The organism is Isoptericola sp. NPDC057653 (assembly GCF_042799955.1).
Taxonomy (GTDB): Bacteria; Actinomycetota; Actinomycetes; order Actinomycetales; family Cellulomonadaceae; genus Isoptericola.
Genome location: NZ_JBHVHP010000002.1, coordinates 109,815 through 122,974, shown reverse-complemented (window position 1 = coordinate 122,974; position 13,160 = coordinate 109,815). Strand labels below are relative to the sequence as shown.

Genomic DNA, 13,160 nt, shown 5'->3' with positions numbered 1-13,160 from the left:
GTCATTGAGCACCCCGGGGGCAGCAGATTCGTCGAGTGGCGGTCTGGCTGGCCCCCTGAACCTACGAGCCAGCTGCCGCGGCGGGGCGTCTACACCCAGACTGGCGACGCGGTTCCTGCCGTTCGACCTGCGTGATCTTCCTCACCGCGGAGGGATCTGCACTGACGGCAGAACGCTGAAGGCGGCCACCCCGTCAGGGGTGGCCGCCTTCAGACTTGCAGTTCGTACGGCAACGTAATAATCTGAAAGGTTATTGAATATTGCCTGCGTGTCCGGAGGGGGACTTGAACCCCCACGCCCGATAAAGGGCACTAGCACCTCAAGCTAGCGCGTCTGCCATTCCGCCACCCGGACGAGTGGACCTCGACCGCGCCTCAGCGCCGTCTCGGTGCGTGGAAAAACATAGCACGACGAGGGAGGGATCCTCCAAACCGCCGGGCCCCTCCCCCGGCCTCGGCGCCACCGTCGACGCCGTCCCCCGGACGACCGCCGAGCGCCCCGGGCCCGTCGGCGCCGCGGGGATCCTCGCGAGCTGCGCGGGCGGGGCGTCCGCGCAGGTCTGAGCGCTGCGCACGACCGTCGGTGGCGACGTGTAGCGTCCTGCCCGCCCGGACCAACCGGTCAAGGGTGAGGAACGGGACGACCGGCGTCGAGCGGTCGTGAGGACGGGAGCACCGCACGTCATGATGGGTGGGCACCACGCCGCGTCGGGAGCGGCCGCCTGGGTCGCGGTCACGTCGACGGCACCGTTCGCGTTCGGCTGGCACCCCGTGTCGGACGTCGGGGTGATGACCGGCGCGCTGGTCTGCGCGGGCGCGGCCCTGCTGCCCGACGCCGACCATCACAGCGGCACCATCGCCCACTCGCTCCCCCCGGTGTCCGAGGGCGTGTCGAAGCTCGTCGCGACCGTCTCGGGCGGGCACCGCAACGGCACCCACTCGATCCTCGGCATCGCCGTCTTCACCGCGATCGCCTGGGTGATGGGCATGCTCTCGATCCGTACGGAGACGTTCGGCGAGGTCCTGATCGGCCCCGGCATCATGGCCGTCCTGCTCATCGCGTTCGCGCTGCGCGCCTGGAAGGTCACCGGCGGCAAGCGCTGGTGGAACTGGACCCTGTCGCTGTTCCTGGCCGCCTGCGTCGCCGTCTTCGCTCCCGAGGAGTGGAACTGGATGCCGATCGCCGTCGCGCTCGGCTGCGCGGTGCACGTGGTCGGCGACCTGCTCACCACCGCCGGCGTGCCGCTCCTGTGGCCGCTGAAGTTCCGCTCCCCGTACTGGGTGCGCCGCTACCGCGTGCTGCCCTTCGACGACGTGTGGCGCGACGGCGGCAACCTGTCCCTGCCGATCCTCGGCGACGCCGGCTCGTGGCGCGAGTGGCTCGTCATGACCCCGGTCAGCCTGTACGCCGTCGTCGGCGTCGCCTGGTCCGCGCTGGGGCAGATGGGCTTCGACACGCAGCCGGTGTGGGACCAGGCGTCCGCCTGGGCCACGGCGCTGGCCGGCTGAGCCCACCTCGGGTCCGGGTCAGCCCCCGCGCCTGTCCGCCTCGACCGCCGCGCGCAGGCCCTGGTCCTCCGCCGCCATCCCCGGCAGCGCCAGGCGCGGGTCGTCGGACGCCCGCCCGGCGAGCACCGCCTCGAGGTAGCGGCGGTCGGCGGCGAGACGCGGCGCCGGGTCCGACGTCGGCGCGCCGTGCCCGGGCACCAGGACGGCGCAGCGGGCGACCAGGGGCGCGAGGCGGTCGAGCCCGGCGAGGTGGTCCTCGACGTCCCGCACCGCTCCCCGCCCGCCGCTGATCTCGTCGCGCGGCAGCGGGAGCTCGACGTCGCTCAGCAGGTCCCCGGCGACCAGCACGCCGTCGCGCGGCAACCACAGCGCGCCGTGCCCGGGGGCGTGCCCGTCGTGCACCACGACCTCGGTGGGCGGCAGCACCCCGCCCGGGTCCGGGACACCGGGCTCCCCCGCCGGGATCGGGTCGACGCGCCCGAGGAGGTCCAGCACCTCGGGCGGGTGACCGGCCCCGCCGTAGCGCGCGGCGTCGGCGCCCGCCTCCGCGAGCAGCCGCTCCCGGTACCGCGCGGCCACGGCGGCGGCCCGAGGCGTCGCCCAGCGCGGGACGCGGCTCCCCAGGCGCGGGTGCCAGAGGAGATGGTCGTGGTGGGCGTGGGTCGCGAACCCCGCGGCCGGCCACCCGCCGAGCGCCCGCACCTCGTCGGCGATCGCCACGAGCTCGTCCGGTTCCCACGCCGGGTCCACGAGGAGCGCGGCCCGTACGCCGCCCGTCGGCGGCGCGAGGACCAGGGTGGTCGTCGTGCGCAGGCGCCGGGCGGTCCGGACCAGCACCGTCTCGACCCCGGGCCGTCCCTCGGCCACCGGCACGAACCCCATCCCCGCACCCTACGAACGCGGGCCGCGCACGGCCCGCGGACCCCGCTCACCCACGGGATCGATAAATACCTGGACCGCCCGGGAGCGCGACTGACATGCTCCCGGCAGAGGGCACGCGATCGACGCTGGCCCGCACGCGAAGGAGGGCAGACCGATGGACGTCGTCGTCATGCGCGCCCTCCCGGAGACGCTCCGGCGGGCGGACACCACCCGATCCTGAGGGGCCGTGCTCGAGCTCCTCGACCTGAGCAGGAGTCTCGCGTGCACCAGCACACCCCTTCCCCTTCCCTCTCCACCTCCTTCCCCCTGACCGCCTTCGGGGCGGAGGCGGGCGGCGACGCCCCCGTGGAGCCCGGCGCCGACCAGCGATGGTCCACCTGGACCTCCGTGACCAAGGGTCAGCGCGGCCCGGAGCCCCGGCCCGACTGGGTCGTCACCGCCGACGCCGCGCTCGACACCGAGCTCGGCGTGCTCAAGACCGGCAAGGAGGCGGACGTCTTCCTCGTCGAGCGCGCGGTGCCCGGCGACCCGGACCGCCGCAGCCTGCTGGCCGCCAAGCGCTACCGGGGCCGCGACCACCGGCAGTTCCACCGCGACGGCGAGTACACCGACGGCCGTCGCGTCCGCCGCACCCGCGACCAGCGGGCGATCGAGGACCGCAAGTCCTCGTGGGGCAAGGCCGTGGCCGCCACCCAGTGGGCCGACGCCGAGTTCCTCGCGCTCTCCCGCCTGTGGGACGCGGGCGCCCCGGTGCCCTACCCCGTGCAGATCGACGGCACGGAGATCCTGCTGGAGTTCGTGGGCCGGGAGTCCGCGGACGGCACGGCGGAAGCCGCCCCGCGCCTCGCCCGCACGCGCCCCGAGGCGGAGCAGCTCGCCGACTGGTTCGACCAGCTGCGGCACGGCATGGGCGTCATCGCCCGGCTCGGCTGGGCGCACGGCGACCTGTCGCCGTACAACATCCTCGTGGACGACACCGACGACGGCGGGCGGCTCGTGATCATCGACCTGCCGCAGGTCGTCGACCTCGTCGCGAACCCGTTCGGCGCGGACCTGCTGCACCGCGACTGCCGCAACGTGTGCACCTGGTTCGCCTCGCGCGGCCTCGACGTCGACCCCGACGAGCTGTTCGCGGACGTCTTCGCCCAGGCCTGGTGAGGCCCCCGGCGGGACAGCAGCGCGGGCGCGGGCGTCAGCCGCCCGCGCCCACGCTGTTGTCCGGGGCGCCGTCACCCGGGGGCAGGTCGCCGCGCTCCAGGGGGTTCCCGCCTCCGGGAGTCCCCGCGGTCAGGGCCGCGAGCTCGTCGTGCGAGGGGACGCGGACGTTCCGGGCCGCCTCCTTGAGCGCGTCGCCGTCGGCGGCCTCTCCGGAGAGGCGCACCGTGGCGTCCTCACGCTGCACGACGTACTCCAGCGCGTCGCCGGCCGCGCGCTCCAGGAGGTCGCCGTCGTCCGTGCAGGTGACGGGGCCGGCGACCTCGTCGCCCGTGACGGAGAGGAGTGGCACGCGCGGGCAGTCGTCCGCGGTCATCGCGTTGCCCGTCGCGCTGAGCAGGAACGCGCCCGCCGTCGCCGGGTCGCTGAAGACCAGCGAGAACCCGTCCGCGCCGTAGACGCCCGCGGCCGTCGCCACGGCCGCGAACGGCTCGGCCGACGTGGTCAGCACGTACTGCGGCGCGGCACCCCACCCGGCCGCCGCCGCGGCGACCTCGTCGGGGTCGGCCGGCGGGGCCGTGGAGGACGACCCGCCCGGGCCGCCCGAGGGCGAACCACAGGCGCCCAGGGCCAGCAGCGCGACGACGGCGGGCAGGGTCCGTGCGCGGCGCAGGCTCATGAGCGCTGATGATGCCACGGGACTACCGTGGACGGATGGGTGCACCGGCGGCGTACGACGACGAGGCGCTGGCGACCTTCTTCGCGGGCCTCGGCCTGGCGCTGGGCGCCCGAGACCTCGAGGACCTGTCCGAGCGGTTCGACCTCCCGGTGCTGCACGTCGGCCAGTCCGTCTCCACGGTCGTGACGTCGCCCGAGCAGGTGCTGGCGCTCCACCGGGAGCGGCCCGCGGCCGTGACCGCCGCTGACGCCGTGGCCGCCGTCCCCGAGGTCCGCGCCGTCGACGAGGCGGGCTGGGGCCTGCTCTGGGTGGACGTGCGATGGAGCTACCGGGACGAGCTCGCCGCCGAGCGGGCCGGCGAGGAGGTCCGCTACCTGCTGCGGCGCGGGCGGGCCACCTTCGTCGTGTGCGTCGTCGCGCCCGTCGACTGAGCCGCCCCCTCTTCCCCCGGGCCGCGATCCGTGATTCTCTATAAGTGTCAACTTATAGAGAACCGAGACCGAGGAGCCGACATGACCATCACCATCGACCCGGTCGCCACCGCCGGCCTGGTGGCGAGGGAGATCCGCACCGGCGAGCGCGACGGCGCGCCGACCAAGATCGCCGTCGCCCGCCGCGCCTACGCCACCGACCGCGACGACCTGTGGGACGCCGTCACCTCCCCCGAGCGCATCCGGCGCTGGTTCCTGCCCGTCACGGGCGACCTCGCCGTCGGCGGCCGCTACCAGCTCGAGGGCAACGCCGGGGGCACCGTCGAGCGCTGCGCGGCACCCGAGGGATTCGCCGTGACCTGGGAGTTCGCCGGGTCCGTGTCGTGGCTGACCGTGTCGCTGGCGCCCGCCGTCGACGGCACCGTGCTGGAGCTCGTGCACGAGGCGTCCGTGCCGCAGGAGCTGTGGGACCAGTACGGGCCGGGCGCCACCGGCGTCGGCTGGGACCTGGGGCTCATGGGCCTCGGCCTGCACGTCGCCGACCCGTCGACCCCGATCGACCCGCAGGTCGCCGAGGCGTGGTCCCTCTCCCCCGACGGCGTCGCGTTCGCCCGCCTCGCCGCGACGGGATGGGCCGACGCCGCCGTCGCCGACGGGGACGCCCCCGAGGCCGCCCGCGCGGCCGCCGAGCGCACCGTCGCCTTCTACACCACGGCGCCGGAGGCCTGATGACCCAGGCCGCGGGCGACGGACCGGCAGCGGCCCGGCGCGGAGTCTTCGAGGCGCTGGGCGACCCGGTCCGGCGCCGGCTCCTGGAGCTGCTCGCCGCCGGTGAGCAGCCCGCCGGGGCTCTGGTCGAGACCCTGCGGGCCGAGGCGCGCATCTCCCAGCCCGCGGTCTCCCAGCACCTGCGCGTGCTGCGGGACGCCCGCCTCGTCACCGTGCGCGCGGAGGGCACCCGCCGCCACTACGCCGTCGACGACGCCGGGCTCGACGTCGCACGCCTCTGGCTCGCCCGCTTCGGCGAGCCCTTCGCCCAGCCGCTCGACGCCCTCGAGACCGAGCTGGCCCGTGGCCGGCGGGCACGACGACAGGGATCGGGCCGCGGCACGGGCGCCGGCGCCGAGGGCACCGGGAAGGGCATCGCGGAGGGCACCGCGGACCGGGCGGGCTGACTCAGGGCAAGAGCTCGCGGCGCAGGACCCACCGCGGCAGGCGACCGCTCGTCGCGGACGTCTCGTCGACCCGGTCGAAGCCCACCGACTCGAACAGGTCGACGGTGCCCACGAACGCCGCGCTGACGGGGACGCGCCGTCCCGGCTCCGGCTCGACCGGGTAGCCCTGCACGGCGTGCGCCCCGTGCTCGCGGGCGTAGTCCACGGACGCGGCGAGCAGGGCGCGGGCGACGCCGCGGCGGCGGTACCCCGGCCGGACGACGAAGCACATGACGGCCCACGTCGTCGGCCAGTCGTCCGGGTCGACCCGCGGCAGCACCCGCGAGCGCTGGAGCGACGACGCCGCGGACACCGGCGCGAGGCCCACCCAGCCGACCACCGTCTCGCCCTCCTCCCCGTGCTCCGGGTCGGGGAGGTAGGCGAGGAGCCCCGGTGCCGGGGTGCGGCCCGACAGGTCGCGCAGGTGCTCACGACGGCCGTCGACGGGCATCCCGCGCGGCTGGCGCCAGTGCAGGCACCAGCACGCCTGCGGCCGGCCGCGCGGGTTGAGCATCGTCACCACGTCGTCGAACCGGTCGGCGCTCGCCGGGGCGATCCGGAGCCCGGAGGTCATGCCCGCCAGGCTAGGGGGCGGTCCTGACCTCCGCCCACGCGAAGCCGCCGTCACCGGAAGTCCCGCGACCGGGTGGCCACCGGCAGCCGCAGCGGCGCGAGGTGCTCCGCGAGCAGGTTGACCGCGCCGTCGGCGCTCTCGATCCGGCCCCGGACCACCATGGCCGGGGCGCTGCGCGCCACGGTGCGGAAGCGCCGCCACAGCCCGGCGGTGCAGATCACGTTGAGCAGCCCGGTCTCGTCCTCGAGCGACAGGAACGTCACGCCGCCGGCCGTGCCCGGGCGCTGCCGGTGCGTCACGACGCCGCCCACCGCCGCCCGCCGGCCGGGCTCCGTGGCGCACGCCTGCGCGACGGTGAGCACCCCCGCGCGCTCCAGGCCCTCGCGCACGTGCTCCAGCGGCGACGTCGAGCCCGGCGTGATGCCGGTGGCCCAGGCGTCCGCGACGTCCACCTCGAGCTCCGTCATGCCCGGCAGCGTCGGCGCGTCCACCCCGACCGACACGCCCGGCAGGGTGCCCGGCCCCTCCTGGCCGAGGGCCCCCGCGGCCCAGAGCGCCTCGCGGCGCCCCGCGCCGAGGCCCTCGGTGGCGCCGGCCGTCGCGAGCGCCTCCAGCTGGGCGGTGCTGAGCCCCACCCGGCGAGCCAGGTCGCGCAGGTCGCGGAACGGCCCGCGCTCCGTGCGCTCGGCGACCATCTGCTCCGCCAGGTCGTCCCCGACGCCCCGCACGGCGGACAGCCCGAGGCGCACCGCGAGCGCCGGGTCCGGCGGCGGGCCGAACTCCCCCGCGGGCGGCGCGGCCGGGCCGGCCGGCGCGTCCGCCGGGTCGTGCCCGGGCAGCCGCTCGACGCCCGCGAGCGCCCCCGACGCGTTGACGTCCGGGCGCAGCACCTGCACGCCGTGGCGGCGGGCGTCCGCGGCCAGCGACTGCGGCGAGTAGAAGCCCATCGGCTGCGCGGCCAGCAGCCCGGCGTAGAACGCGGCCGGATGGTGCACCTTGAGCCACGAGCTCGCGTACACGAGGTACGCGAACGAGTAGGCGTGCGACTCGGGGAACCCGAAGTCCGCGAACGCCTTGAGCTTGTCGTAGATCGCCTCCCGCACGACCGGGTCGTCGACCCCCTTCATCCGCATCCCCTCCAGGAGCCGGCCGTGCAGCGCCTCCATCCGCTCGACCGACCGCTTGGAGCCCATCGCGCGCCGCAGCTGGTCCGACTCGGAGGGGGTGAAGCCCGCGACGTCGATCGCCATCTGCATGAGCTGCTCCTGGAACAGCGGCACGCCCTTCGTCTTGCGCAGGGAGCTCTCGAGCAGCGGGTGCAGGTACGTCACGGGCTCCCGGCCGCGCGCCCGCTCGATGTACGGGTGCACCGACCCGCCCTGGATGGGCCCGGGGCGGATGAGCGCCACCTCCACGACGATGTCGTAGAACTCCCGCGGCTGCAGGCGCGGCAGGGTGGCCATCTGGGCGCGCGACTCCACCTGGAACACCCCGACGGTGTCGGCGGCGCACAGCAGGTCGTACACCGCCGGGTCGTCGTCGGGCAGGCCGTGCAGCGTGAGCTGCTCGCCCGTGCGCGCGGCCACCGAGTCGAACGCGTACCGGATCGCGGTGAGCATGCCGAGGCCGAGCAAGTCGAACTTCACCAGCCCCGCGTCCGCGCAGTCCTCCTTGTCCCACTGCAGCACCGTGCGCCCCTCCATGCGGGCCCACTCCACGGGGCAGACCTCGATCACCGGGCGGTCGCACATGACCATCCCGCCGGAGTGGATGCCCAGGTGCCGGGGCAGACGCAGCATGCGCTCGGCGAGGTCGAGCACGGGCGCGGGGATCTGCCCCTCCTCCGCGGCCGACGGCGGGCGCCGGCCGGGCACGACGTCGTGGGAGTCGTCCGCGCGGCGGACCTCGCCCTCGTCCGTCGCGAGCGGGTCCACGACCCGCCGGCGGCCCTCGTCGCCGTCGGGCCGGGGGCCCTGCCGGTGGCCGAGCGTCGGCGACCAGTCGCGGCGGCCACGCCCCGGCTGGTGACCCGCGTGCGGGCGGTCGGCGCGGCCCCCGCCCCGTCCTCCCTGCCCGCCCTGTCCGCCCTGCCCGAGCTGTCCGGGCTGTCCGAGCGGCCCGTCCGGGAGCGTCTCCGCCGGCCCCCACAGCGCGGCCACGCGCTCGTCCTTGGCCGCCGTCCGGTTCTCCGGTGCGCCCGCCGCCGCCCGCGCGGCCCCGGCCGCGGCGTCGGCCGCCGGGCTGGCCGGGTCCGGCCCGCGCAGCGACCCCCAGCGCTCGATGGACTTGCTCCAGGCGTCCTGCTGCCCGACGTCGTAGCCGAGCGCGCGGGCCGCGTCACGCACGGCCGATCGCGGCCGGTAGGAGATGACGTTCGCGACCTGCGCGGCGTGCGTGCGCCCGAACGTCGCGTAGACGTGCTGGATGACCTCCTCGCGGCGCCCGGACTCGATGTCGATGTCGATGTCCGGCGGGCCGTCGCGCTCGGGCGCGAGGAAGCGCTCGAACAGCAGGCCGTGCTTCACCGCGTCCACCGCCGTGATGCCCAGGGCGTAGCAGACCGCCGAGTTGGCGGCGCTCCCCCGCCCCTGGCACAGGATGCCCTCGCGCCGGCAGAACTCCACGAGGTCGTAGACGACCAGGAAGTAGCCGGGGAACGTCAGGTCCTCGATGACGCGCAGCTCGTGGTCGATCTGCGCCCACGCCCGGGCGGCGCCCACCCCACCGTCGTCCGGCCCGGCATCCGGCCCGGCGTCCGGCCCGGCGTCCGGCCGCGGCCCGTACCGGTCGGTGGCGCCCCGCCGCACCAGCTCGCGCAGCCAGCTCGCCTCGTCGTGGCCGTCCGGCACCGGGTAGGGCGGCAGGTTCGGCGCCACCAGGCGCAGGTCGAAGGCGCACTCGGCGGCGAGCGCCGCCGCCGCGGCGACGGCCTGCGGGTGCCGGCGGTGCAGCGACCGCATCTCGGCGGCCGAGCGCAGGTGCGCCACCGGGCCGCCGGGCAGCCAGCCGTCCAGCCCGTCCAGCGAGGAGCGCGCCCGCACCGCGGCGAGCGCGCCCGCGAGGTCGGCGTCGCGCGGGCGGGCGTAGTGCGCGTCGGTGGTCGCCACGAGCGGCACGCCCGCGTCGCGGGCCAGCGCCGCGAGCGCCGCGTGCAGGTCGGCGTCCCGGGGGTCGCCGGTCGCCGTGATCTCGACCGCGATGTTGTCGCGGCCGAAGGTGGCGGTCAGCAGGTCGAGCTCGCGCCGCGCCGCGGCGACGCCGCCGCCCGGCCCGGGGGCGGTGAGGGCGCGCCGGACGGCGCCCTTGCGGCACCCGGTGAGCACGAGCCACTCGCCGCCCGCCTCGGCGCCGAGCTGCTCGAGGTCGTAGCGGGCCTTGCCCTTGACCCCCGCCTCCAGGTGCGCGGTGGCGATCGCGCGGGACAGGTTGCGGTAGCCCTGGTCGCCGCGGGCGAGGACCAGCAGGTGGGTGGCGCGCGGGTCGGGCAGCCCGGTGGGCGGGTCGAGCACCGGGCGGCTCCCCGCCGTGCCGGGCGCCGCCCCGGGCGTCAGCGGGGCGGGCAGGTGCAGCTCGGCTCCGAAGACCGTGGGCAGCCCCACCTTCCGGGCCGCCTCCGCGAAGCGCACCACGCCGTACAGCCCGTCGTGGTCGGTGAGGGCCAGCGCCTCCAGCCCCAGCCGCGCGCCCTCGGCGGCCAGCTCCTCCGGGTGCGAGGCGCCGTCGAGGAAGCTGAACGCCGAGTGGGCGTGCAGCTCCGCGTAGCCGCCCGGGCGCCCGCCGGCGCTCCCCGTCGCCTCAGTCATAGAACGCCTCCACCTGCCACCGGCCGCCGGACTGCGCCAGCAGCAGCGCCCGCCCGTCGTCGAGCACCGCCTGCAGGTAGACGCGGCGCGCGCCCCCGCCGGCCGCCCACCAGCGCTCGGCGAGCGGCCACGGCCCGGCCCAGCCCGTCACGGAGGCCGCCTCCCGCGCGCCGGGGCCGCCCGGGTCACGACCGCACACGACGGCCGCCGGCTCGCCGCTCATCGCGAGCCGGGCGTCCACGACGACGTCGTGCCCCGCCGCGTCGAGCACCCGTGCGGGCACCGGGTCGTCCGGCAGGCCGGCGGGCGCGGGGCTGGGCAGGGCGCCGGGCCAGGGCAGGTCGGGGTCGCGGCCCGCGCCGCCCTCGGTGCCGAAGGGCACGAGCCGCACCCGGTCCCGGGGGCCGCGGCCGCCCTGCAGCTCCACCGTGAGCACGGCGTGCCCGCCGAGCAGCCCCTGCACCCGGCCGAGGGCGCGCCGGGCGCGCTCCCCCTCGCCGGCGTCCGCGCCCCACAGGCCGGGCTGGTGCGTGGTCGCCGGGACGACCTCCTCCGCCGCCAGCGCGAGGTGCGCGATGGGCGCGACGACCGGGTCCGTGCCCGACCCCCCGCGCCGGGCGGAGGCGGCGGTGAGCCAGCCCTCGAGCTGCCACCGCACGCGGTCGGTGATCCGCGCCGCGCTCATCCCGCCGGCCGCGCCGTCGTCCGTGCGCCACACGCGCTCCAGCACGGCGCCCTCGGCGTCCCCGCCGACGTCGTCCCCGCCCAGGTCCGCGCCCGCCGTCGTGCGCGCGGTGATGCGCAGGCGCCCGCAGGCCAGGCCGCGGGCGGTGAGCAGGTCGTACAGCGCGGTCGCCAGGCGGCGCGCGGCGAAGGTCGCGACGTCGACCCGCAGGGCGGGCGGGTCGAGCTCCTCGGCGACGGCGAGGTCCTCCTCCACGCGGCGGCGCGCCGGCGGGCGCAGGTCCTCCCCGCGGGCGAGTCGCTGGGCCCAGGTGCCCAGGTCGCCGAAGCGGGCCTGCACGCTCGGGGCGGGCAGGGCGGCCAGGTCGCCCAGGGTGTGCAGCCCCAGCCGCCACCACAGCCCCGCCGCCTCGCGCACGGCGGCCACCCCGGCCGGGTCGCAGACGGCGTGCACCAGCTCGCCCACCGGGCGGTCGGCGAGGAAGGCCGCGGACCCGCCCGCGGGCACGACGGCGTCCTCGCGGGCGGCGAGCACCGCCGCGAGCAGCCCGTCGGCCACGCCCACCTGGCTCTCGTACCCGGTGCGCGCGGCGACCGCGCCCACCAGGGCCTGCGCCAGCGCGAGCTCGGAGCCGTGGTAGCGCGCGGCCCCGCCCGCCGGCAGCAGGAGCAGGCCGGGACGCGCCACCTCGAGCCCCGCCACCACCGTCTCGGCGGCGAGCGCCACGGGCTCGAACTCGCGCGCGTCGCGGGCGTCGTCGGCGGGCAGCAGCGCCACCTCGGGGCACCGCTCCTGCGCCTGCCGGCGCCGCATCCCGCGCCGCACCCCCTGCGCCCGCGCGACCGCGGACACGGCCACCACGCTGTGCCCCGCGCCCGATCCGCCGCCCGACCGCGCGCCGAGCACCGCGGCCGGGACGTGCGCGTCCAGGCCCGCGCCCGCCAGCGCCGCCACCACCGGCCAGTCCGGGACCCACACGACGGCCGTCCGGACCCCGACCGCCGTCGTGCCGCCCGGCGTCGTCGCACCCCGCGCTGCGGCGTCCGGCGCCGTCGCAGGACCCGACGTCGCAGCCATCACGCCACCCGCAGCCGGGCGCCCGGCCCGCCGCGCTCCGCAGCGGGCGAGCCGAGCCCCTCGTCGAGACCCGCGCCGAGACCCGCGTCGAGACCCGCCGGGTCGCCCCCGACCACGCGCTCGACCCGCAGCGGCACGTCCACCTCGACCTCGACCGGCCGGGCGGCGGCGCCGCGCCCGGTGCGGCGCACCCGCAGGGTGCGGCGGCGCAGCCACCCCGACCCGTGGTCGACGCCGGACCAGGTGCCGCCGCGCGCCTCGAGGGCGACGTGCGCGCCCGGCCACGCCGCCTGCGCGACCAGCACCGCGCCCCGCTCCCGGGCGCGCGCGGCCAGGCGACGCCGGTCGGCGTCCAGCAGCGTGGCGCCGGGGCCGACGACCACCACGTCCATCCCGTCGAGCAGCGCGGCGAGGGCCGCCGGCGCGTCCGGGCCCGGGGCCGGCACGAGCACGGTCCGTCCGAGCGCGATCCCGGCGTCGGCGGCGGCCAGCATCCCGACCGCCGGCGTGCCGACGAACGCGACCCACGCCCCGGCCCGGGACGCCTCGCCCAGCAGGGCGAGCAGCAGCGTGGTCGAGCCGTGCACCGCGAGCACGGTGCCCGCGGCCAGCCCGCCCCCGGGTAGGAGGCCGGTCAGCCCCGGGTGCACCGGCAGCAGCCGGGCCTCGCGGGGTTCGGTCGCCCGGCCGGGCCCGGCGTGCTGACCCGTGTGGTGCCCGGCCTGGCGTCCGGCGTGGTGCCCGGTGCGGTGCTCCGCGGCGCGGAGCGCGGCGCGCGCCACGGCCGCGCGGTCCTGGGCCGGTGCGGCGGCCGGGGCGGGAGCCGCGGTGCGCGGAGGTGCGACGACCGTCACGCGACCTCCTCCCGGGCCCCCGACGTGCGCGAGCACCCCGGACGGGCCAGACCAGCACGACGGGCGACGCCGCGTCGCGTTCGAACGCTTGTTCGAACACTGCCAGTAGACGTCGGGCGCGGCCGACCTGTCAACCGCGCAGGTCCGCGCCCCGGACGCCGCGCCGTCACCCCGCCGCCGCGCACCGACCGCACGTCGTCGTACGCTCTCCTCGCCGCGCCACACCCCGCGCGGCGACCCCCGGCCCGGCCGGAGGAGCACCGCGGCGACGAGGAGGTCGTGCCCGTGCAGACGCCCG

The 13,160-nt window shown here is 77.5% G+C and carries 11 protein-coding genes and 1 tRNA gene; 5 read left to right on the top strand and 7 right to left on the bottom strand.

Annotation, left to right across the window (positions count from 1 at the left end; genetic code table 11):
* Positions 1 to 269: 269 nt before the first annotated feature.
* A tRNA-Leu gene (locus ACFU9A_RS11820) sits at positions 270 to 354 on the bottom strand.
* Between the two features lie 305 nt (positions 355 to 659).
* Between ACFU9A_RS11820 and ACFU9A_RS11815 the strand changes: the two genes are divergently transcribed.
* Entirely contained in the window at positions 660 to 1,508 is an 849-nt protein-coding gene (locus tag ACFU9A_RS11815) for a metal-dependent hydrolase (RefSeq protein WP_430575480.1), read from the top strand.
* Positions 1,509 to 1,526: 18 nt separating this feature from the next.
* Here the strand turns inward: ACFU9A_RS11815 and ACFU9A_RS11810 are convergent, their stop codons facing one another.
* Positions 1,527 to 2,390: an MBL fold metallo-hydrolase gene (locus ACFU9A_RS11810; protein ID WP_430575479.1), complete on the bottom strand. Its 864-nt coding sequence runs from the start codon at positions 2,388 to 2,390 to the stop codon at positions 1,527 to 1,529.
* A 306-nt stretch (positions 2,391 to 2,696) separates the two neighbouring features.
* On the opposite strand from ACFU9A_RS11810, the gene ACFU9A_RS11805 reads away from it, so the two are divergent.
* Positions 2,697 to 3,548, top strand: a complete 852-nt coding sequence (locus tag ACFU9A_RS11805) for a serine protein kinase RIO (RefSeq protein WP_430576455.1) — start codon at positions 2,697 to 2,699, stop codon at positions 3,546 to 3,548.
* 34 nt (positions 3,549 to 3,582) lie between these two features.
* Here the strand turns inward: ACFU9A_RS11805 and ACFU9A_RS11800 are convergent, their stop codons facing one another.
* A complete protein-coding gene (locus ACFU9A_RS11800) occupies positions 3,583 to 4,224 on the bottom strand; it encodes a hypothetical protein (RefSeq protein WP_430575478.1) in 642 nt (213 codons plus the stop codon).
* Between the two features lie 35 nt (positions 4,225 to 4,259).
* Between ACFU9A_RS11800 and ACFU9A_RS11795 the strand changes: the two genes are divergently transcribed.
* The 3 genes from ACFU9A_RS11795 (at position 4,260) to ACFU9A_RS11785 (ending at position 5,830) form a co-directional block, all read left to right on the top strand.
* Complete coding sequence (locus ACFU9A_RS11795; protein WP_430575477.1) at positions 4,260 to 4,655, top strand: hypothetical protein; 396 nt, start codon at positions 4,260 to 4,262, stop codon at positions 4,653 to 4,655.
* Positions 4,656 to 4,736: 81 nt separating this feature from the next.
* Positions 4,737 to 5,384: an SRPBCC family protein gene (locus tag ACFU9A_RS11790; protein WP_430575476.1), complete on the top strand. Its 648-nt coding sequence runs from the start codon at positions 4,737 to 4,739 to the stop codon at positions 5,382 to 5,384.
* On the top strand, positions 5,384 to 5,830 hold the full coding sequence (locus ACFU9A_RS11785; protein WP_430575475.1) for an ArsR/SmtB family transcription factor: 447 nt from the start codon (positions 5,384 to 5,386) through the stop codon (positions 5,828 to 5,830). The genes ACFU9A_RS11790 and ACFU9A_RS11785 overlap by 1 nt, the downstream gene beginning before the upstream one ends.
* A 1-nt stretch (position 5,831) precedes the next feature.
* Here the strand turns inward: ACFU9A_RS11785 and ACFU9A_RS11780 are convergent, their stop codons facing one another.
* The 4 genes from ACFU9A_RS11780 to ACFU9A_RS11765 are packed head-to-tail and all read right to left on the bottom strand — an operon-like array spanning position 5,832 to position 12,862.
* Entirely contained in the window at positions 5,832 to 6,443 is a 612-nt protein-coding gene (locus tag ACFU9A_RS11780; RefSeq protein WP_430575474.1) for a GNAT family N-acetyltransferase, read from the bottom strand.
* Positions 6,444 to 6,493: 50 nt separating this feature from the next.
* Complete coding sequence (locus ACFU9A_RS11775; RefSeq protein WP_430575473.1) at positions 6,494 to 10,246, bottom strand: PHP domain-containing protein; 3,753 nt, start codon at positions 10,244 to 10,246, stop codon at positions 6,494 to 6,496.
* Positions 10,239 to 12,008: a DNA polymerase Y family protein gene (locus ACFU9A_RS11770; RefSeq protein WP_430575472.1), complete on the bottom strand. Its 1,770-nt coding sequence runs from the start codon at positions 12,006 to 12,008 to the stop codon at positions 10,239 to 10,241. The genes ACFU9A_RS11775 and ACFU9A_RS11770 overlap by 8 nt, the downstream gene beginning before the upstream one ends.
* Positions 12,008 to 12,862 carry a hypothetical protein gene (locus ACFU9A_RS11765; protein WP_430575471.1) on the bottom strand — a complete coding sequence of 285 codons (855 nt, stop codon included), beginning with the start codon at positions 12,860 to 12,862 and terminating at the stop codon, positions 12,008 to 12,010. Before ACFU9A_RS11765 ends, ACFU9A_RS11770 begins: the two co-directional genes overlap by 1 nt.
* Positions 12,863 to 13,160: the final 298 nt, after the last annotated feature.

Coding starts and splice junctions, on each gene's coding strand:
- ACFU9A_RS11810 (WP_430575479.1), bottom strand. CDS start 2,390: ATGGGGTTCGTGCCGGTGGCCGAGGGACGGCCCGGGGTCGAGACGGTG.
- ACFU9A_RS11800 (WP_430575478.1), bottom strand. CDS start 4,224: ATGAGCCTGCGCCGCGCACGGACCCTGCCCGCCGTCGTCGCGCTGCTG.
- ACFU9A_RS11795 (WP_430575477.1), top strand. CDS start 4,260: ATGGGTGCACCGGCGGCGTACGACGACGAGGCGCTGGCGACCTTCTTC.
- ACFU9A_RS11790 (WP_430575476.1), top strand. CDS start 4,737: ATGACCATCACCATCGACCCGGTCGCCACCGCCGGCCTGGTGGCGAGG.
- ACFU9A_RS11785 (WP_430575475.1), top strand. CDS start 5,384: ATGACCCAGGCCGCGGGCGACGGACCGGCAGCGGCCCGGCGCGGAGTC.
- ACFU9A_RS11780 (WP_430575474.1), bottom strand. CDS start 6,443: ATGACCTCCGGGCTCCGGATCGCCCCGGCGAGCGCCGACCGGTTCGAC.
- ACFU9A_RS11775 (WP_430575473.1), bottom strand. CDS start 10,246: ATGACTGAGGCGACGGGGAGCGCCGGCGGGCGCCCGGGCGGCTACGCG.
- ACFU9A_RS11770 (WP_430575472.1), bottom strand. CDS start 12,008: ATGGCTGCGACGTCGGGTCCTGCGACGGCGCCGGACGCCGCAGCGCGG.